This is a genomic window from Planobispora longispora (assembly GCF_016863135.1).
GTDB lineage: Bacteria > Actinomycetota > Actinomycetes > Streptosporangiales > Streptosporangiaceae > Planobispora > Planobispora longispora.
This window is the reverse complement of the sequence record NZ_BOOH01000034.1, coordinates 58,860-77,893: the sequence shown is the minus strand read 5'-3', so window position 1 is coordinate 77,893 and position 19,034 is coordinate 58,860. Positions and strand designations below refer to the sequence as shown.

Here is a 19,034-nt window from a genome sequence, read left to right as displayed (position 1 = left end):
AAAGCGCGCCCTGGCGGGCGTGGGGGACCCGCCAGGACGCGTTCCGCCCTGCGCGCCGGTAGAGGACCCCGGCGAGGGATGGGGTCCTCAGGCCGGTCAGTCGCGCAGGGAGTCGGTGGGGGCGAAATCCATCACCTCCGAGTCGTCCTCGGCGGCCGGTCGCCGGTAGTGCTGGGAGATCATTCGTGCCGCTCCGACCGGATCGTCCGCCGGGTGCGAGATCTCGCACCCGTCTTCTCTCCAGATGAACGATCCGCTCTTGCACCACACGGTCAGATCGGTCAGCACCGAAAGCACGGACATCCCGTTCCCATTGCTCTGGTAGGTGTGGGTGAACCCCTGGCGGTGCAACGCGTAGCGCAGTAAACGTGTCGCCTCGCAGGGATCACGCCAGGGCAGGTACGGCGCATCCGCACGGACCAACGGCACCGGCCTCCACCCCCTTGCCGACCTTTCGATGGATTTGTACCAACGATTGGATGATGCGGCCCCTGGCAGGTTAGGTCAAGGGGCTGTTCCCCACTAGAACCAGATCGTCTAGGTTTGTTGGAACAAAGGGGATTTAATGGCACGGTCATCGCTGTACCAATTGGTGGCCTCCGAGCTCAGGAGGACCATCTACACCGGTGTGCTCGGACCGGGGGATCAGCTGCCGACCGAATCCGAACTCATGCTCACCCACCAGGTGAGCCGGAACACCGTCCGGCTCGCCCTCGGTGAGCTGGTCAACGAGGGCCTGGTCACGCGGACGCCGCGCCGGGGCACCGTGGTCAGGGAACGCCGTCCGCTGCTCATGCATCCCCAGCGAGAGCTCCAGCCGCAGCCCGGGGAGACTCGGGAGGCCTTCGCCTGGGCGGTGTCCCAGGAAGGCCGCAAGCCGGGCCAGGAGATCGAGGTGTCGATCGTGCGTCCGGTGGAGGAGATCGCCAGCAGGCTGGAACTGCCCGACGAGGAGCTCGCCGTGGTCCGCCGCAGGCTGCGGTTCGTGGACGGCCAGCCGTACAACACCAATGACTCGTACTTCCCGCTCGCGCTGGTCTCCGGATCGGAGATCGCCCGTCCCGGTGACATCGCGCGCGGGGCCAACCGGGTGCTTGAGGAACTCGGCCACCCCCAGATCAGGGTCGTGGACGACATCTGGGCACGGATGCCCACCAGTTCGGAGGCCGAGCGACTGCAGCTCCAGTCGGGCACGCCGGTCCTCGTCTATGTCCGCGTCGGCTATGACGAGGAAGACGTCCCCGTACGGGTGGCGGTCTCCGTGCTCCCCGCCGACAAGCACCTGATCAGGTACGAGCTGGAAAGCCGTTGAGGTCCCCGTGACCACCCCGGCCGGGTGGTCTCCGCCCCGCCCGCGCCGCGGGCGGCGGCGCTTCTTTCCCCGTCTCTTCCCCCGTTTCGCCTCCGGCCCCTAGGACCTCTCCGAGGGCCGGCCTGGATGCCGTGCGCCATCGGCCGATCACGGAACGTGTCAACTCGTGTACCGAACGCAACGAAGGGATGAATCATGCACTCGAACACCGTCAATCTCGTCACCCGGCGTCGCCTCGCCCTCCGCAGGGCGACCCGCGACGACCTCCCCGGCGTGCTCGGGCTCCTGGCGAAGACCGCCGCCTGGCTGAACGGCCGCGGCGTGCGGCAGTGGCCCGCCGGCGGTTTCCCCGCCGAACGCATCATCCCGCTGATCGAGGAGGGCACCCTGTATGTGATCGACGGGGAGGACGACGGGGACGGCGAGGGCCGCCCCGCCGCGACCGTGGCCCTGGACGGCAACGCCGACCCCGAGTTCTGGACCCCGCAGGACAGCCCGGACGCGGCGCTCTACGTCCACAAACTGGCGGTGGCGCGCAGCCACTCCGGCCGCGGGCTGGGCGAGGCGCTGCTCGACTGGGCGGGGCTGCGCGTGCTCGCCGAGGGCAGGCGCTGGCTCCGGCTGGACTGCTCCAAGGACAACCCGGGACTGCAGGACTACTACCGGCGCCAGCGGTTCACCCATCTGCGGACGGTCGATCTGCCGCACCGCGCCTCGGGAGCGCTGTTCCAGCGGCTCGGCGGGGTGCGCGGGGGGCTTGCGGGAACCGCGCTGCCGTTCGCGGACCGGCGGGCGCCGGCGCCCGCGGAGCGGGTCGCGGAGCATGCCTGAATCAGGGCGATCCCCAGAGATCTCGGACAAAGCCATCCGATAGCCTCATCTTATGACCGGGTCCCTGCTTGAGGTGATCGCGCTCGACGCGCGTGATGCGGTCGCGGCCGAAGAGGGCGGCGCCGACCGCCTGGAGATCGTCGCCGACATGGCCTCCGACGGGCTCACCCCGGCGGCGGAGACGGTCGCGGAGATCTCCAAGGTGTGCGCGCTGCCGCAGATGGTCATGTTGCGCGCCGAGCCCGCGTTCCTGGCCACGCCCGAATCGCTGGAGGGGCTGCGGCGCGACGCCAAGGCCCTGGCCGAGGCGGGCGCGGCCGGGTTCGTGTTCGGCTTCCTCGACGCCGAGGGCGCGGTCGACCTGGCCGCCACCGAGGCGATGATCCACGCGGTGGCCCCGCTGCCCTGGACCTTCCACCGGGCGGTGGACCACGCCGCCGACGTCCAGGCGGGCTGGCGCGCCGTCCGGCTGCTGCCCAACCTCGCCACCGTGCTCACCTCCGGCGCGCCCGGCGGCGTGGGGGACGGCCTGCCCGTCCTCAAGACCCGGTGCGAGGCCGGCGACGGCCCCCTGATCATGGCGGGCGGCGGGCTGAAGCCCGCCCACGTCCCGGTCCTGCTGGAGTACGGCGTGCGGGCCTTCCACGTCGGAAGCGCCGTGCGGGCGTCGTGGTCGGACCCGGTCGACCCCTTCAGGGTCCGCCGGTGGCGGACCCTGATCGACTGACCGCGGTGCCGGGTCCGCGGGCCGGGGAGCGCGGACTCAGAGCGCCAGATCCGCGCGGCGCAGCGCGGCGGCCATCGTCTTGACCGTCGCGGGCTCGTCCATCACCCCGCCGCCGGCCTCGCGCTGCTCCTCCCACGCCCGGACCCGGGCGGAGAACTCGGCGTAGTGGCGCAGGTGGAAGGCGTAGACCGTGACGAAGCGGCTGACCAGGTGCGAGGGATGCATGTCCCAGCCCTGGGAGAAGCCGTGCCGCAGGGAGTGCCCGACCAGCTCCGCGTGACGCGCCCACAGCGCGTGCACGTCGTCCCTGCCGTCGGAGGCGGGGGAGGCGGCCAGCGAGCCGTCCGACAGCTCCACGCCGGTCCCGGCGAACGCCGTCTGCATGACGTGCCGGGCGTGGTCGCAGGCCGGATGGTCCAGCCGCTGCTCGTGCGGGGGGAGCGCGCAGCTCGCGGTGTAGTCGAAGACGCCGAAGTGGGCGGCCGCGAGCCTCCCGCCGAGCGAGCCGGCCAGGGAGGAGTCGAGGAAGCCGACGGTCTGGGTGGCCTCGACCTGGATCTCGAACCGCAGCGTGCCCCCGGCCAGGCCCAGCCCCTTCTCCAGCGCTCCCAGGCAGTCGGTGAACTGGTACAGGTAGTCCTTCATCAGCACCTTGGGGAAGGTGACCGTGAACCCCTCCGGCAGGAGCCCGGCCCGCTCGACGACGCCGGTCAGGAACCCGTCCAGCGTCCGCAGGCTCCGGCCCGGGTCGCCGTCGGCGAACGACTTGACCCGCAGCCCCCAGCGGCGGGGGAGGGCCCCGGCCGCGTGCAGGGCGGCGACCGCCTCGGCCGCGCGCGCGGCGTGGCCGTCCTCTTCGGCGGGACGCACTCCGTACCCGTCCTCGAAGTCCACCCGGAGGTCCTCGACCGGCTCGCGGCGGAGCTTGGCGGCCACTCTTGCGTGCACGTCATCGGCCAGATGCGCGTCCACCCCGAAGACCGCGGCGAGATCGCCGGGCCCGGCCAGGTGGCGGGTGAACAGCTCCAGCGCCGCGGCGCCCCACTGCGCCGGCGTCTCCGCGCCGAACCGGTCGGCCGGCACGTAGACGGTGTGCACCGGCTGCCACCCCGGCGCCGCCGCCGGATAACGCGCCGACTGCTCTCGGTGAGTCTGCGCGAAGCCCGGGATCAGGGCGAGAGGGTCGGCGAGTGTGACGCGCATGGTGGTGCTCCTCGTGGACGTACCTGACCCGTCGCACCTTAGTGCCTCGCCCCGGGGCTCCGGCGAGCCGGGCTCAGCGGGTGTCCGCCGGGAGCGGGGCGTCGCGGTGACGCCGCCGGTCGCCGGAGGGGGTGGGCACCGGAGCCGCGCCGGAGGTGGCGCAGACGCGGTTGCGTCCCTTGTGCTTGGCGGTGTACAGGTTCGCGTCGGCGAGGTTGAGGAGCTCGGCCTGGCCGCTGTGCGGCTGGGAGGCCGTCACGCCGATGCTCACCGTCACGGGCAGGTCGCCGGTGAGCGACTGCCAGGAGCGGGCGGCGATGGAGGCCCGCAGGTCCTCCAGCTTGGCCACCGCGGCGGTGGGGGTCATCCCGTTCAGGACCAGCAGGAACTCCTCGCCGCCCATGCGGGCCGCGAAGCCCGAGGCGCCGGTGTCGCAGGGCGGCACGGCCTCGAGCATCTTGGCGATCGCCACCAGGACCTGGTCGCCCACGTCGTGGGAGCAGGTGTCGTTGATCCGCTTGAAGTGGTCGAGGTCCACGAGCGCGACCGTCACCGCGCCGCCGGTCGAGGCGGCGTCGGCGAGGAGGCCGGGCAGGTGCTCGTCCACGTACCGGCGGTTGCGCAGCCCGGTGAGCGGGTCGCGGCGGGCCTGCTCGCGGAAGCGCTCGGCCTCCTGGCGGGCCTCGGCCGCCTCGAACATGGCCTGCCGGGTGTGGGCGCGGGCCGCCCGCTGCATGGAGACCAGGTCCTTCTCCGCGGCGTGGTAGAGCTTGTACGCCTCGAAGGCCTTCCGGTAGTCGCCGGAGGCGGCGTACAGCTCGGCCTGCTCCTGCTTGATCTGGACCAGGATCCTGACGAAGCCGTGCTCCTCGCAGATCGCGCGGGCGCGGTCGAGGGTCTTCTGGGCGTCCTTCAGGGTGCTCAGGTTGCGCTCGGCGTCCCTGGTGGTGCCCAGGTGCCGCTGCGCGATGGCCAGGGTGAGCAGGGCCTCGGGGAGCGAGTCGGCCTGCGTCAGCTCCTGGGAGTCGTACATCTCGATGCCGGCCTCGGCGGTCATCACGCCCTCGGCGTAGTGCCCCAGGCCGACCTGGACCCGGGAGACGGTGTCCATGATCGTCGTGTCGGGGTCGTACCCGCGCGCCTCGCTGATCGTCAGCATGCGCTCGACGACCTCCCAGGCACGCTCGTAATCCCCGGCCGAGTACTCCGAGTAGGCGAGGTTGTTGAGCACCGCCACGTGCCGCTCCACGTCGATGGTGGCGGCCAGGCGCTCGGCCTGCCGGTAGCGCTCGTGGGAGGCGTCCCTGGAGCCGCTCTCGTCGAGCGCGTCGGCGAGCTTCATCAGGTGGGTCAGCCGGATGCGGGAGGGGGTGTCCTCGTCGAGCGCCTCCATGGAGGAGACCATCTGCTCCAGCGTGGACGCCACGTCGCCCAGGTCGCGGTAGACCCGGGCCATCAGCAGATGGCTGCGGGCCAGCAGGGGGCGGCAGCCGTTGGCGTCGGCCCACTGGTTGACCTGCCAGATGACCGGGACGACCGCGGTCACCTCACCCGAGCGGATCCGCACGTCGGCCTGGATCAGCCGGGCGCGCAGCGCCGCGACGATCTCGCCCAGCTCCTCCGCCGCCCGCTCCAGCTCCACGGCGTGGTCGTAGGCGGTCTCGATGTTGTAGACGCTGGCGCTCTCCAGCGTGTCCAGCTCGGCGCAGATCGCTTCGACAGTGAGTGCCCCGGCAGGGCTGTCTGAGGTCGAGCGCGACGAGTCTCCCGGGGCGGGTGTCCTCGACGTCCGTCCCGGAACCTTGTCAGCCAGTGGTCCGTTCACGAAGGGCCCATCGGCGGAGGTGTCCACCTCCTTAGCGATTCCCTCCATTTGAGTGAAATAGCGAACACGCTGGGTGATTTTCGGTTCACTCCGGCCGGTTCAGGGCGCCGAGCATGGCGGCCAGGCCCGGCAGCTTCACCCGCTCGCCGCGGCCGAGGGTGCGGGCCAGGTCGGCCTCGGCGGCCTCGATGGACAACCACTGGCGGTAGGTCACGGGGGAGATCCCGCGCTCGGCGAGGACGGCGTCCAGGTCCGCGCGCCGTACCGGGTCCAGGCCGTCGAGGTCGGCCAGCAGGGTGCGGACCGTCTCGGCGGCGTCGGACTTGTTGGTGCCGATCACGCCGGTGGGGCCGCGCTTGAGCCAGCCCGCCACGTACTCCCGCTCGCGCACCCGTCCCGCCTCGTTGGGCACGGTCATGGTGGCCTCGGAGAAGGGGACGCCGGGCAGCGGGACGCTCCGGTAACCGACCGAGCGCAGCACCATGCCGACCGGGATGGTCTCGAACTCGCCGGTGCCCACGACCCGGCCGTCCTCCAGGCGGGTCCGCTCCAGGCGCAGGGCCTCCACCCGCCCGTCGCCCAGGATCTCCACCGGGCGCATCCAGAAGCGCACGTCCAGCCGGCGGGGACGGCCCGCGGGCGTGCGGGCGGCCCACGCCTGGATCACCTCGACGTTCCCCCGGATCTGCCGGGACAGCGCCGCCGGGTCGCCGGAGATCGGGGCCTCGTCGGGACGCACGCACACGTCCGCGTTGACCAGCTCGCCGAGCTCCCGCAGCTCCTTCAGGGTGAACTTGGCATGCTCGGGCCCCCGACGGCCGATCATGTGGATGGCCTTGACCTGGCTCTCGGCCAGCCGCGTCAGGACCTCCTCCGGAACGTCCGTGGCCCGCAGCTCCTCGGCGGTCTTGGCCAGGACGCGCACCACGTCCACCGCCACGTTGCCCACCCCGATCACCGCGACCTCGGGGCTGTCGAGGACGAACCGGTCGGCGGGCATGTCCGGATGCCCGCAGTACCAGTTCACGAAATCGGTGGCCGCCACGCTGCCGGGCAGGTCCTCACCGGGGATGCCCATCCGCCGGTCCACCATCGCGCCGGTGCAGTAGATCACCGCGTCGTAGCAGGCCCGCAGGTCCTCGACGGTGACGTCCCGGCCGAACTCGACGCCGCCCAGGAAGCGCACGCCCGGCAGCTCCAGCACCCGGCGGAGGTAGCCCGCGATCGACTTGATCGAGGTGTGGTCGGGGGCGACGCCGTACCGGACCAGGCCGTAGGGCGTGGGCAGCCGTTCCAGCACGTCCACCTCGACCGTCCCGGGGGCCTGCTTGACCAGCGCCTCGGCCGTGTAGACCCCGGCGGGCCCTGATCCGATGATCGCGACTCGCAATGACACGTCGCCTCCCAGAGGGTTATGCCCGCGATTGTGTATCAACCGAAGCACGCCCCACCAGACTCAACCGGCCGGCGTCGTCGAGGTATCCCATGTCTCCCGTGCGTACGTACCCATCCCGGGTGAAAAGCCCGGCGCTCGCCCGGGCGTCGCGGTAGTAGCCGTCCGCCACCGCCTCCGACCGGAGCAGCACCTCGCCGATCTCGCCCGGCGGCAGCGACCGCCCGGAGGAGTCCCGCAGCGCGACGCTCACCCCGCCGCGCGGGCGGCCCACCGTGTGCTCGGCGTCCTCCGGCGGGTCCTCGGGGCGGGTGCCCAGGCCCAGCCCGGCCTCGGTGCACAGGTAGCGGTTGCAGACCGGCACGCCGAACCGCTTCCGCAGCGCCCGGATCAGCTCCGCGGCCGGCGCGCCGCCGCTGGACAGGACCATCCGGAGGTACGGCAGCCGCACCGGCCCCCCGGCCGCGGCGGCCTCGTGGGACAGCAGCTCCGCCAGCTGCCCCGGGGTGCCCTGCAGGACGCCCAGCCGCTGCTCGGCCAGGATCCGCAGCACCGTCTCCGGCTCCCAGCGCGGCGGCACGAGCGCGGTCCGCCCGGTCTGCAGGAAGACCGGGAGCCTGGTCATGAACGTCAAATGCCCCAGGGGACGGGACAGCAGCCTCGCCTCGCCGGTGCCCCAGCGCAGCCCGGCCCCGTGCGCGCGGACCGCCTCCAGCCGGCGGGTGGAGAACACCGCGCCCCGCGGGGCCGTCCCGCCGTCCGCTCTGCGCACGGCTCCCCGGGTGAACACCACGGCCACCGGCCGCCTCGGGTCGGGCGGGAGCGGCGGGGGCGGCGGTTCGGACCGGTACAGGGCTCCCAGCCGTCCGGGATCGTACGGCCTGCGCCCGGCCGGGCCGTCCCGCAGCGGAAGGGTGACCACCTCCAGCCCCGGCAGCGCCGTCCCGGGGGCGGCGACCACCAGCGCCGGATCGAGGCGGGCCGGCGGGACGGGCCGGTCGGGGCGGAGCCCCGCGGTGACCGCGCCCACCTTGGCCGCGGCCAGGTAGCAGATCGGGAACTCGGGTCCGTCGGGAAGGGCGAGCACCACCAGGTCGCCCATCCGCACGCCCCGGTGGGCGAGCCCGGCGGCGACGCCGTCGGAGAGACGGTCGAGCTCGGCGAAGGAGAGGACGAGGGAGCCGGAGTCGACCGCGGCGCGCCCCCCGAACCTGCGTGCGGCCTCCCCGGAGAGCAGTCGGAGCATGGGCGGGCTCCCCATGGTGAAGGCGGCCATCTCCAAAGTACTCCCGCGACCGCCTATATGGCGGTCCGTTCCTTCAATGCCCGCTTGTCTATTTTGCCGTTGGCGTTCACGGGGAGGGCGTCCACCACGATCACGCGCGCGGGGACCTTGTAGCCGGACATGTTGTCCCGGGCCCATGCGATGATCTTGTCCGGTATCTTCTCCGGGTCGGCGCCGGCCTCCGGCAGGGGCACCACGAACGCCCAGCCCACCTCGCCCCGGCGCACGTCCGGGACCCCCACCACCGCCGCCTGGGCCAGCGAGCCCTCCCGCAGCAGCAGGCCCTCGACCTCGGCGGGGGAGACGTTGAACCCGTTGACGATGAACAGCTCCTTCTTCCGGTCCACGATCGCCAGGTTGCCGGCGGGGTCGAGGGCGCCGATGTCGCCGGTGTGCAGCCAGCCGTCGCGGACCACCTCGGCGGTCTTGACGGGCTCGCCCCAGTAGCCGCGCATGACGCCGTACCCGCGGACCAGGATCTCGCCGCGCTCCCCGGCCGGGACCTCCGCGCCCCCGTCGTCCACGATTTTGACCTCGACGCCGGGAACCGCGCGGCCGGTGCTGGAGGCGATGACCTCGACCGGGTCCTCCGCCCTGGTCATGGAGACGACAGTGCCCTCCATCAGCCCGTACGCGTTGATCATGCGTTCCAGCCCGAGCCGGTCCAGCAGCCGCCGGACCAGCTCCGCCGGGACCGCGGCGGCGCCGCAGATCGCCACCCGGAGCGTGTGGCCGGTGGTGTCGACCTCGTCCAGGATGCGGTGGAACAGGGTCGGCGGCCCGGCCAGGATCGTGATCCTCTTGTCCCGGATCAGCTCGGTGAGCAGGTCCGGGCTGAACGCCCGGATGGGCATCATCGTGGCGCGGCGCAGCACGCAGGCGAGCAGCCCGGCGTTGAGGCCGAACCCGTGGGCGAACGGCGCGACGACCGGGTAGCGGTCCCCGGGGCCGAGCGTGACGATCTCCGCCCAGTCCCAGTAGCCGCGCAGGACCTGCCCGTGCTCCAGCATCACCCCCTTGGGCGTGCCGGTGGTCCCGGAGGTGGACATGATCTCGCACAGGTCGCCGGGCCGTACGGCGCAGGCCCGCTCCTCGACCTCGGCGTGCGAGACCCGCGAGCCCGCGGAGAGCAGCCGGAAGAGCGGGAGCGTCCCGGGACGCTCCAGGCCCTCGGGCACGACCGCGTGCCGCAGGTCGTGCAGCCCGGCGAAGGGGCGCCCGGCCACGGGGCCGCCCATCGCGTCGGCCAGCAGGTCGGTGAAGGAGGAGCCGTCGAGACTCTCCCCGGTGATCAGCAGGACCGCCCCGGTCGCGCGGAGCAGCTCGGCCGCCTCGATGCCCTTGTACCGCGACGACAGCGGCACCACCGCCGCCCCGGCGTCCCAGACCCCGAACGCCGCGACCACCCACTGCAGGTCGTTGAGGCCCCAGATCGCGACCCGGTCGCCGGGCGCCACGCCCAGGGCGATCAGCCCGCGGGCGACGGAAGCGGCCCGGGTGCGCAGCTCGGCGAGGGAGAGCCGCACCTCCCCGTCGGCCACCACGATGTCGGAGGGATGGTTCTTGGCCTGGTCGCGCAACATCCGGGGGATGGTCCCCCAGTCCGGAACTTCCATCTCGCGCCTTTCGGGACGTCAGCGGGCGATGGCGGTGCGGTCCCTGCCCAGGTGGTGGCCCCGCGCGTCGTTCACCGTGCCCGGCGTGCTCGCCTCCGCGACCTCCCCGGCGACCTCGACGGTGATCGTGATCGGGGTGAGCGCCTTGAGCGACTGCTGGATGCGGGACTTCCACATGGGGTTGTCGATGAGACTTTCCCGGTTGAACGTCACCGTCAAGACGGCGGCGTCGAGGGTGCCCTGGCGCGAGATGCCGAGCTCCCAGCCGGAGACCCCGTCGATCCTGCCCATCGCCTTGCGGACGCGCTCCAGCGAGAGCCAGACCCCGCGCACCAGCACGTGGTCGCCGACGGTGTGCGCGGGCGCGGGGACCGCGTCCCCGGCGGGCACCCGGGCGACCTGCCCGGTCCGCAGGACGGTGTCGCCGTCGGCGACGACCAGCTCGGCCAGCCCTTCGGCGTACGGCGGGGCCAGCAGCTCGTCCTTCTCCAGCGAGGCCAGGGCGAGCGACCCCGGGGCGATCGGGGTGAGCGGTTCCGCCTCCGAGGACCTCCAGCCCAGCGGGGCGGCGGTGAACGGCGAGCAGTAGACCTCCGTGACCTCCGCGTCGAACTCGGCGGCGAGGTGGTCCATGGTCCGCCGGGACGCGATCTCACCGGTCAGCACGATGTGCCGCAGTCCCAGGTCCAGCGGGTCGAGCAGGAACTCCAGGTGCAGCCGGGCCAGCAGGTCCATCGCCCCGGTGGGCGTGATGACCAGCGTCGTGGCCTTCAGCGTCTCCAGCGCGTGGTGCAGCCGGAGCCGCCCGCGGGGGCCGACCGCGGCCGCCGCGGCCGCGACCTCCGCCGCGGCGTGCGTCCACTGCGGCGCGGCCAGCTCGCCGTCCCCGGAGAGCGCCGCCACGACCCGGTCCGAGGGGTCCACGCCCGCCGCCCGCAGCGCCGCGACGAACGCTCCGGCGGCTCCGGCGGGGTCGCCCGGCACGACGGTGTCGCCGTCCGGGGAGACGTGCAGGAGTCCCGTCGCGGTGCGGCCCGCGGCGGCCAGGTCGCTCCGGGTCCGCCAGGTCATCGGGGTCGTCACTTCATCACCTCGGTCATGAACAGCCGCATCGACGAGCAGACCTGCTCGTGCGCGAGACCGCCCACCTGAGCCTGGAGGATCAGGTCGGTGGCCCCGGCCTCGGCGATCCGGGCGGCGGCCTTGCGCGAGCCCTCGACGTCGTCGACCACCACCATGTGGTGCTCGCGGAGCGTGGCCATGGCGTCCTCCGGCGGCAGGCCGGCGGCGAGCTGGCCGAGGACCTTGTGGGTGGCGTGCCGGGCGTCGTAGTAGTCGGGCGGTGTGACCAGGTTGACCTGGCGCCTGATGTACCAGAGCACGGGATCGGCGGCGATCTCGATCGCCTCCTCGCGGGTCCGCCCGACGAACCAGGGGATCATCAGCGCGATCCGCCGCGTCTCGGGGTCGAAGCCGCTGTCGGCCAGGCACCTCTTGTACTTGGCGATGTCCTCGGCGACGTCGTCGAGGCCCTTGAGCATCGTCATGCCGAGCAGGTTGTAGCCGTGCCTGGCCGCGGCGAGGTAGCCCTCCAGGGAGGTGGAGGCCACCCACACCGGCGGGTGCGGGACCTGCGCCGGGCGGGGGTAGACCGCGACGTCGGGGATCTCGAAGAACTCGTTCGAGCGGCTGACCGGCTCGCCGTCGGCCTTCCAGATCGCCAGCGTGGCCTCCAGGGAGTCCTCCCAGATCTGCCGGGACTTCTCGAACGGCCGCTGGAACGCCTGGTACTCCAGCGGGGAGGCGCCCCGGCCGGTGCCGAACTCCACCCGGCCGCCGGAGAGGACGTCGAGCGTCGCGACGCGCTCCGCGGTGCGGATCGGGGACTGGAAGGGCAGCAGGACCACGCCGAGACCCAGGTGGATGCGCTCGGTCAGCTGGGAGGCCGCCGCCAGGACCAGGTCGGGGGCGGAGGAATGGGAGAAGCCCCGGGTGAAGTGGTGCTCGACGAACCAGGCGGTGTCGTAGCCCAGCTGGTCGCCCAGGACCACCTGGTCGATCACGTTCCGGAACGCGCGCTGCTCGACCTCGCGGGAACGCCCGCGGACCTCCAGTTCGTATCCCAGGCTGATCCGTAGGGACGTCATCCACGCCTCCGTTGTGTCACGTCGATCCCCGGTCGCGGGCTCTTACTTAACCAAGCGCTCGCTTGGCGAGATTACCAGCCGGGTGCAACGGCAACAAGCCGACCGCGCCGTGAGGCGGGCCGGTCGGCCGGGCGGGCGCCCGCGGGGCCGGAGCGGGAGCCGGCAGGGCGGGTTCTCGTGAGGCCGGGGCGAAGAAGAGGCAAAGAGGGGGACGCGACACTTCGGAGATGGGACGCTCCCAGTCATGAGGGGACTGTGCGGAGGGCGCGCGGCGATCGCGCCCGACGAGATCCAGATCCAGCTGACCGGCGCGCGCCGCTTCGAGGCCTTCGGCCGGGTGATGGCCGCGCTCGCCTGCGACGCCGAACTGATGGAGACCTGCTCCGACCTGACCTGGTGGCGCGGGGCCGACCACAGCTGGCACATCGAGTGGCGCGAGGGTCTGTACGCCTCCGAGGTCGCGGACACCCTGGCCGCCCACGTCCGCGAGCCGGACCACTGCGTGCCCCTGGTCGCCCCGGCCGGGCTGGTCGCCGCCGGGACCGCCGTCCTGGACGTGATGGGCGTCCGTTTCGTCCTGCGGGCCGTCGACCCCCTCGGCCGCGCCCGCCTGGACGCCCGTCCCGCCCCCTGGCGCCTGGCGGACGCCCTCGACACCACCCGCCCCCCGGCCGCCCGCCACCCCTGGGAGGAGCTCCTCGGAGGCTGACGGGCGGCCGCCCCCGTATGCCGCCGTGAACAGATCAGTGGCCGTCTTGCGGTTCTCGGCGATGCTGGGCAAAGTGATGATCCGTGCAAGACGGGAGAAAACAGTTGCCCATGCAGTTCGGTGGTGACGCGGCCGGCTCGGTGCCCGGTGGCGCCCACGGCACGGAGGAGGCCGCCGCCGGGGGAGTCCCGCGCGCGTCCGGGGTCGAGGACGGGGCGTTGGCGGAGGCGTTGGAAGAGCTGCTGGCGAGCTGGTCGGGGCGTACGGGGATCACGGTCGAGACCTGGGCCCTGCCCGGCAGGCGGGTGCCCGCCCGGGTCGCCCGGGGCGTGCTCGTCGCCGTGGAGGAGGCGCTGTCGAACGTCGAGCGGCACAGCCGGGCGCGCTCGGTCTCCGTCGCGGTGACCGCCGGCCAGGACAGTTTGAAGCTGACGGTGAGCGACGGGGGCGTGGGCTTCTCCAGGCTGGCGTTCGGGCGCGGCTCCGCGGCGATGCGGACGGCTTTCGCCGAGCTCGGCGGCGTGCTCACCGTCAACGGCACGCCCGGCGGCGGGACGACGGTCTCGGGCGTCGTGCCCCTGCGTGATCGGTGAGTCCCGTACCGGAATGATCGGTGAGCCCCCTGCCGGAGCGGCCGGTGAGCCCTCGGCGGGGCCCGTTCCGGGAGCGGCCGGCGGACCCGTGCCGGGAGCGGTCACAGGCCGGCGGCGGAGGCCAGCCGGGCGCGGTGGGCCTGGGGCGGGCCGAAGAGCTGCGCGTCGGCGGCGGCGCGCTTGAAGTGGCGGTGGGCGGAGTGCTCCCAGGTGATGCCGGTGCCGCCGTGGATCTGGATGTTCTCGCCCGCGACGGAGAGGTACGCCTCCGTGCAGTAGGAGCCGGCGACGGCGGCGGCGACGGGGAGGTCCCCGGGGAGGGCGCGGGCGGCGGCCATGGCGGCCGACCGGGCGGACTCGACCATCAGCAGCATGTCGGCGAGCTTGTGTTTGACGGCCTGGAACGACCCGATGGGACGGCCGAACTGGTGGCGCCCGGCCGCGTGGGCGACGGCCGTCTCCAGGCAGCGGGCGGCGCCGCCCGCCTGCTCGGCGGCCAGGCCGGTGACCCCCAGGTCGCGGATCCGGCCGGCGGCCGCGCCGTCCCCGGCGGGCCGGACCGGGACGGCGTCGAAGGTCAGGGTGGCGAGCGGGCGGGTGGGGTCCAGGGTCGTGTGCGGCGTGCGGGAAGAGGGGACGGCCTCGACCAGTTCCCCGCCGGCGAACGCCAGCACCACCTCGGCGTCCAGCGCGTAGCGGGCGGCGCCGGTGAGCCGGCCGCCGGTCAGCGTCAGGTCGGCGTCGCCGGGCAGCAGGACGGTCGCGGTCCGGGAGCCGTCGGCGATGCCCGGCAGCAGGCGGGCCATCGCCGACGGGTCGCCGCCCGCCCTGAGCGCCTCGGCGGCGAGCACGACGGTGGACAGGTAGGGGTACGGCGCCAGCGCGCGGCCCAGCTCCTCGCAGACGACGGCGACCTCCGCCATGCCGCAGCCCGCCCCGCCGTACTCCTCGGGAACGGCGAGACCCGCCACGCCGAGCTCGGCGGCGAACCGGCGCCATGACGCGTCCGGGCGCTCGGACAGGAAGGAACGGACGGCGTCGCGGAGGGCGGCTTGCTCCTCGGTGAGGCTCATGTCGGTGGCGTCCACGGGCACATGATAAACAAGCGCTAGCTTGTTTGGTACGGTTTGAAGGTTTTTGTGCATCTTTGCAGGTCATATATGCTCTGTATGGCCACAGTCGGATGTAAATCGGGGGATTGGCGACTTTGGTTGGACAGAACGACACGCTCGACTTCCTCGCGGGGGAGCGCAGAGAGCGAGCGATCCTGCGTCACATGATGCTCTCGCTCGTCGGGGGACTGGCGGTCGGCGCGGTGGGCGAGCTGCTCTCGCACGGGCAGGCCGCGCTGCACGCCGTCTACGACCCCTACGCCCACCTCCTGCTGGCGGCCGTCGTGGGGTGGACCGCCGCAGGATTCGGCTGGGCGGTGCTGGGCAGCGCGCTGGCCGCGCTCGGCCCGGTCATCTCCACGCTGGGCGCGACCCTTTTCGCGGCGGGGAGCCACGATCCCCATCTGGGCGCCGACGGCATGGAGCTGAACCTGACGCTCCTGGCCCTGACCTCCGCCGGCACGCTGGTGTACGCCGCCGCGGCCGGCCGGCGTTCGCGACGGGGCTCCGGCGGCCGGGACAATGGCGGGCGGCCGTCCCGCCCGAATCGATAACCTGTCAGGAAACGATCCCTGACGGTCCCCACAGAGCTCTAGGAGTAGCCGTGCTGCTGCGCATGTCGTCGTTGTTTCTTCGAACGCTGAGGGACGACCCGGCAGACGCGGAGGTTCCGAGCCACAAGCTGCTCGTCCGCGCCGGTTACATCCGTCGCGTCGCCCCCGGCGTCTACTCCTGGCTGCCGCTCGGCAAGATGGTCCTGGAGAACGTCGCGCGCGTCGTGCGCGAGGAGATGGATCGCATGGGCGCCCAGGAAGTGCTCTTCCCCGCGCTCCTGCCCCGGGAGTACTACGAGGCCACCGGCCGCTGGACGGAGTACGGCGACACGCTCTTCCGTCTCAAGGACCGCAAGGGCGCCGACTACCTGCTGGGCCCCACCCACGAAGAGATGTTCACCGACATGGTCAAGGGGGAGTACTCCTCCTACAAGGACTACCCGGTGACCCTCTACCAGATCCAGACGAAGTACCGCGACGAGGCCCGCCCCCGGGCCGGCATCCTGCGCGGCCGCGAGTTCGTCATGAAGGACTCCTACTCCTTCGACCTGGACGACGACGGTCTCAAGCGCTCCTACGAGCAGCACCGCGAGGCCTACATCCGGACCTTCGACCGGCTCGGGCTCACCTACAAGATCTGCTTCGCCACCTCCGGGGCGATGGGCGGTTCGGCGTCGGAGGAGTTCCTCGCCCCGGCCGCGACCGGCGAGGACACCTTCGTGGCCTGCCACCACTGCGGCTACGCGGCAAACGCCGAGGCGGTCACCACTCCCGCGCCCGCCGCGCCCGGGGGCGAGCACCCGGCCCTGCGGGTGCTGGACACCCCGGACACCCCGACCATCGAGTCGCTGGTGGCCCACGTCAACGAGCACCACGGCCTGGACGTCACCGCCGCCGACACGCTCAAGAACGTCGTGGTCAAGGTCACCACGCCCGGTTCGGACAAGACCGAGGTCCTGATCATCGGCGTCCCCGGCGACCGCGAGGTCGACTTCAAGCGGCTGGAGGCGTCGCTGGCCCCCGGCGAGCCCGCCATCTTCGAGGCCGAGGACTTCGCCAGGCACCCCGGCCTGGTCCGCGGCTACATCGGCCCGCAGGTGCTCAAGGGTCTCGGCGTCCGCTACCTCGTCGACCCCCGGGTCGTCACCGGCACCTCCTGGGTGACCGGCGCCAACGAGCCCGGCAAGCACGCCGCGAACGTGGTCGCCGGACGCGACTTCGTCCCCGACGGCACCATCGAGGCCGCCGAGGTCCGCGCCGGGGACGACTGCCCCGCGTGCGGTTCCCCGCTCTCCATCGACCGCGGCATCGAGATCGGCCACATCTTCCAGCTCGGCCGCAAGTACGCCGACGCCGCCAAGCTCGACGCCCTCGGTCCCGACGGCAAGCCGGTCCGCATCACCATGGGCTCGTACGGCATCGGCGTCTCGCGGGCGGTGGCGGTGCTGGCCGAGCAGAAGCACGACGAGCTGGGCCTGGTCTGGCCCCGCGAGGTCGCCCCGGCCGACGTGCACATCGTGGGCACCGGCAAGGAGAACCAGATCGAGGCGGCCCTCCAGCTCGCCGAGGAGCTCCGGGCGCGCGGCCTTCGCGTCCTGGTGGACGACCGCGCCGGGGTCTCCCCCGGGGTGAAGTTCAAGGACGCCGAGCTGCTCGGCCTGCCGACCATCGTGGTCATCGGCCGGGGCCTCACCCAGGGTGTCGCCGAGCTCCGTGACCGGGTCAGCGGCGTCAAGGAGGAGATCCCGATCGCCGAGGCGGCCGACCGGGTCGAGGCCGCCTGCCGCGCCTGACCGTCCGGACGGTCGTCGCCGGACGACGATGAGCGGTCCGCCGCCCGGCGGGCCGCTCGTCGGCGTGCCCTGACAGGGCGCGCTCCGGCGCCGCGGTGTTTTCGTGCCGCGACGGGTTCCGGTGCCGCGACGGGTTCCGGTGGTGCGGTGGGTGCGCTGTGTTCTGACGGCGCGGATATCGGGCGGGTGTTTGTCTCAGTTTTCCGGCGCGTTTTCCGATACGGGATCGAGCGGCCAGGAAGGAAGATCCTTCCGGGTTCCGCCCTTATCGGGATTGCCGTCGGAAGCAGGGCTTTTAATGAGAACATCGAAATTCACGATCAGCCGCAGGCTGGGCGTCGGCTTCTTCGTGGTCGTGCTCACCATGCTGATGGTGACGGTTGTCGGGGTGACGCGAGTCGAAGAGATCAACAATCGGCTGAGCACCATCAACGACCTCAACAGCGTGAAGCAGCGCTATGCGATCAACTTCCGCGGGAGCGTGCACGACCGCGCCATCAGCCTGCGGGACGTGGTGATGGCCAAGACCCCCGCCGAGGCCGAGCCGGAGGTCGGCAACATCGAGGAACTCGCAGCCGACTACGCCGCCTCGGCTGAGAAGCTGACCGCGATATTCGCCGACGAGGACAAGGTCGGCCAGGCGGAGAAGGACGCGCACGCGGAGATCGAGCGGATCGAGCGGGAGACCCTGCCGCTGATCGACGAGGTGATCACCCTGCGCATGGCCGGCGACACCGGCAAGGCCATGGAGATCCTGACGGAGCAGGCCAAGCCGCTGTTCGTCGACTGGCTCGCGGCGATCAACCGCCTGATCGACCTCGAGGAGTCGATGAACCGGGCGGAGACCGCCCAGGCGCGCAGCACCGCCGACGGCTTCCTGACCGTCATGATGCTGCTGTGCGCCCTGGCGATCGCCGTCGCGGTCGTCGTGGCCTGGCGGATCACCCGCAGCATCACCCGCCCCCTGGCCGAGGCGGTCGCGGTGATGGACGCCGTCGCGGAGGGCGACCTGACCCGGCGGGTGGAGGTCACCTCCGGAGACGAGGTCGGCCGGATGGGGCAGGCCATGAACTCCGCCCTGGCGAAGATCGGCGAGGTCATGGCCGCCTTCACGCGCAGCGCCGACGGCCTGAACGGGACCAGCGAGCGGATCGGCGCGCTGTCGCGCCGGATCGCCGACGGGGCGACGGAGTCCGCCGCCCAGACCGACGTCGTCGCGGCCGCGGCGAACGAGGTCTCCCGCAACGTCCAGACCGTGGCGACGGGCTCGGAGGAGATGGGATCGGCCATCCGGGAGATCGCGCACAGCGCCAGCGAGGCGGCGACGGTCGCCGGCCGCGCGGTGGCCGCGGTGGAGACGACCACCGCGACCGTGACGCGGCTGGGCGAGTCCAGCCGGATGATCGGCGACGTGGTGAAGGTGATCACCTCGATCGCCGAGCAGACCAACCTGCTCGCGCTCAACGCCACCATCGAGGCGGCCCGCGCAGGGGAGTCCGGCAAGGGCTTCGCGGTGGTCGCGGGCGAGGTCAAGGACCTGGCCCAGGAGACCGCCCGGGCGACGGAGGACATCGCGCGCCGGGTCGAGGCGATCCAGGCCGACACCGCCGGAGCCGTCCAGGCGATCGCGGACGTGGCGGGGGTCATCGCCCAGATCAACGACTACCAGACGACCATCGCCGCCGCCGTCGAGGAGCAGACCGCGACGGTGAACGAGATGAACCGCAGCGTCGCCGAGGCGGCCGCGGGGTCGGGGCAGATCGCGGAGAACATCACCGGGGTGGCCGCCGTCGCCAGGTCCACGACCGATTCGGTCGAGGAGTCGCGGCGCGCCGCGGGCGAGCTCGCGGAGGCCTCGGGACGGCTGCGCTCCCTGGTGGCCGGGTTCCGCTTCTAGGCCCGGGTCCCGCTGCCCCCGGATCCCCGCCGCGGCG

General features: G+C 72.5%; 17 protein-coding genes. 8 read left to right on the top strand and 9 right to left on the bottom strand.

All coding sequences use genetic code 11. The features are described 5' to 3' along the window. Window positions 1–96 precede the first annotated feature (96 nt). Complete coding sequence (locus Plo01_RS20660) at window positions 97–303, bottom strand: hypothetical protein (RefSeq protein ID WP_203892293.1); 207 nt, start codon at window positions 301–303, stop codon at window positions 97–99. A gap of 262 nt (window positions 304–565) precedes the next feature. On the opposite strand from Plo01_RS20660, the gene Plo01_RS20655 reads away from it, so the two are divergent. The 3 genes from Plo01_RS20655 (at window position 566) to Plo01_RS20645 (ending at window position 2,870) form a co-directional block, all read left to right on the top strand. After that, window positions 566–1,312, top strand: a complete 747-nt coding sequence (locus tag Plo01_RS20655; protein ID WP_203892292.1) for a GntR family transcriptional regulator — start codon at window positions 566–568, stop codon at window positions 1,310–1,312. 195 nt (window positions 1,313–1,507) lie between these two features. Next, window positions 1,508–2,143, top strand: coding sequence for a GNAT family N-acetyltransferase (locus Plo01_RS20650; RefSeq protein WP_203892291.1), 636 nt, complete (start codon window positions 1,508–1,510; stop codon window positions 2,141–2,143). A gap of 52 nt (window positions 2,144–2,195) precedes the next feature. Further along, the gene (locus tag Plo01_RS20645; protein WP_203892290.1) at window positions 2,196–2,870 is read left to right on the top strand and encodes a copper homeostasis protein CutC; all 675 of its coding nucleotides are present in this window, start codon (window positions 2,196–2,198) and stop codon (window positions 2,868–2,870) included. A gap of 36 nt (window positions 2,871–2,906) precedes the next feature. On the opposite strand, the gene Plo01_RS20640 is transcribed toward Plo01_RS20645, so the two are convergent. The 7 genes from Plo01_RS20640 to Plo01_RS20610 form a co-directional block, all read right to left on the bottom strand. Continuing rightward, window positions 2,907–4,073 carry a DUF6986 family protein gene (locus Plo01_RS20640; protein ID WP_203892289.1) on the bottom strand — a complete coding sequence of 389 codons (1,167 nt, stop codon included), beginning with the start codon at window positions 4,071–4,073 and terminating at the stop codon, window positions 2,907–2,909. A 73-nt stretch (window positions 4,074–4,146) separates the two neighbouring features. Then, entirely contained in the window at window positions 4,147–5,898 is a 1,752-nt protein-coding gene (locus Plo01_RS20635; protein ID WP_203892288.1) for a sensor domain-containing diguanylate cyclase, read from the bottom strand. Between the two features lie 85 nt (window positions 5,899–5,983). Further along, window positions 5,984–7,294, bottom strand: coding sequence for an FAD-dependent oxidoreductase (locus tag Plo01_RS20630; RefSeq protein WP_203892287.1), 1,311 nt, complete (start codon window positions 7,292–7,294; stop codon window positions 5,984–5,986). Between the two features lie 16 nt (window positions 7,295–7,310). Beyond that, on the bottom strand, window positions 7,311–8,537 hold the full coding sequence (locus Plo01_RS20625; RefSeq protein ID WP_203892286.1) for a class I adenylate-forming enzyme family protein: 1,227 nt from the start codon (window positions 8,535–8,537) through the stop codon (window positions 7,311–7,313). 53 nt (window positions 8,538–8,590) lie between these two features. Next, window positions 8,591–10,192, bottom strand: coding sequence for an AMP-binding protein (locus tag Plo01_RS20620; protein ID WP_203892285.1), 1,602 nt, complete (start codon window positions 10,190–10,192; stop codon window positions 8,591–8,593). A gap of 18 nt (window positions 10,193–10,210) precedes the next feature. Then, on the bottom strand, window positions 10,211–11,275 hold the full coding sequence (locus Plo01_RS20615; RefSeq protein WP_239316728.1) for a hypothetical protein: 1,065 nt from the start codon (window positions 11,273–11,275) through the stop codon (window positions 10,211–10,213). Further along, window positions 11,272–12,339, bottom strand: coding sequence for an LLM class flavin-dependent oxidoreductase (locus Plo01_RS20610; protein ID WP_203892284.1), 1,068 nt, complete (start codon window positions 12,337–12,339; stop codon window positions 11,272–11,274). The genes Plo01_RS20615 and Plo01_RS20610 overlap by 4 nt, the downstream gene beginning before the upstream one ends. A gap of 244 nt (window positions 12,340–12,583) precedes the next feature. Between Plo01_RS20610 and Plo01_RS20605 the strand changes: the two genes are divergently transcribed. Next, entirely contained in the window at window positions 12,584–13,048 is a 465-nt protein-coding gene (locus tag Plo01_RS20605; RefSeq protein WP_239316726.1) for a hypothetical protein, read from the top strand. 110 nt (window positions 13,049–13,158) lie between these two features. Then, a complete protein-coding gene (locus Plo01_RS20600) occupies window positions 13,159–13,641 on the top strand; it encodes a sensor histidine kinase (RefSeq protein WP_203892283.1) in 483 nt (160 codons plus the stop codon). Window positions 13,642–13,742: 101 nt separating this feature from the next. On the opposite strand, the gene Plo01_RS20595 is transcribed toward Plo01_RS20600, so the two are convergent. Next, window positions 13,743–14,729, bottom strand: a complete 987-nt coding sequence (locus tag Plo01_RS20595; RefSeq protein WP_307837393.1) for an acyl-CoA dehydrogenase family protein — start codon at window positions 14,727–14,729, stop codon at window positions 13,743–13,745. A gap of 110 nt (window positions 14,730–14,839) precedes the next feature. Here Plo01_RS20595 and Plo01_RS20590 point away from each other — a divergent pair, with 110 nt between their 5' ends. The 3 genes from Plo01_RS20590 (at window position 14,840) to Plo01_RS20580 (ending at window position 18,997) form a co-directional block, all read left to right on the top strand. Continuing rightward, window positions 14,840–15,307: a hypothetical protein gene (locus Plo01_RS20590; protein ID WP_203892282.1), complete on the top strand. Its 468-nt coding sequence runs from the start codon at window positions 14,840–14,842 to the stop codon at window positions 15,305–15,307. 50 nt (window positions 15,308–15,357) lie between these two features. Beyond that, window positions 15,358–17,100: a proline--tRNA ligase gene (locus tag Plo01_RS20585; RefSeq protein WP_203892281.1), complete on the top strand. Its 1,743-nt coding sequence runs from the start codon at window positions 15,358–15,360 to the stop codon at window positions 17,098–17,100. A gap of 298 nt (window positions 17,101–17,398) precedes the next feature. Beyond that, on the top strand, window positions 17,399–18,997 hold the full coding sequence (locus tag Plo01_RS20580) for a methyl-accepting chemotaxis protein (protein ID WP_203892280.1): 1,599 nt from the start codon (window positions 17,399–17,401) through the stop codon (window positions 18,995–18,997). Window positions 18,998–19,034 lie beyond the last annotated feature (37 nt).

Coding starts and splice junctions, on each gene's coding strand:
- Plo01_RS20660 (WP_203892293.1), bottom strand. CDS start 303: ATGTCCGTGCTTTCGGTGCTGACCGATCTGACCGTGTGGTGCAAGAGC.
- Plo01_RS20655 (WP_203892292.1), top strand. CDS start 566: ATGGCACGGTCATCGCTGTACCAATTGGTGGCCTCCGAGCTCAGGAGG.
- Plo01_RS20650 (WP_203892291.1), top strand. CDS start 1,508: ATGCACTCGAACACCGTCAATCTCGTCACCCGGCGTCGCCTCGCCCTC.
- Plo01_RS20645 (WP_203892290.1), top strand. CDS start 2,196: ATGACCGGGTCCCTGCTTGAGGTGATCGCGCTCGACGCGCGTGATGCG.
- Plo01_RS20640 (WP_203892289.1), bottom strand. CDS start 4,073: ATGCGCGTCACACTCGCCGACCCTCTCGCCCTGATCCCGGGCTTCGCG.
- Plo01_RS20625 (WP_203892286.1), bottom strand. CDS start 8,537: ATGCTCCGACTGCTCTCCGGGGAGGCCGCACGCAGGTTCGGGGGGCGC.
- Plo01_RS20620 (WP_203892285.1), bottom strand. CDS start 10,192: ATGGAAGTTCCGGACTGGGGGACCATCCCCCGGATGTTGCGCGACCAG.
- Plo01_RS20610 (WP_203892284.1), bottom strand. CDS start 12,339: ATGACGTCCCTACGGATCAGCCTGGGATACGAACTGGAGGTCCGCGGG.
- Plo01_RS20605 (WP_239316726.1), top strand. CDS start 12,584: ATGAGGGGACTGTGCGGAGGGCGCGCGGCGATCGCGCCCGACGAGATC.
- Plo01_RS20600 (WP_203892283.1), top strand. CDS start 13,159: ATGCAGTTCGGTGGTGACGCGGCCGGCTCGGTGCCCGGTGGCGCCCAC.
- Plo01_RS20580 (WP_203892280.1), top strand. CDS start 17,399: ATGAGAACATCGAAATTCACGATCAGCCGCAGGCTGGGCGTCGGCTTC.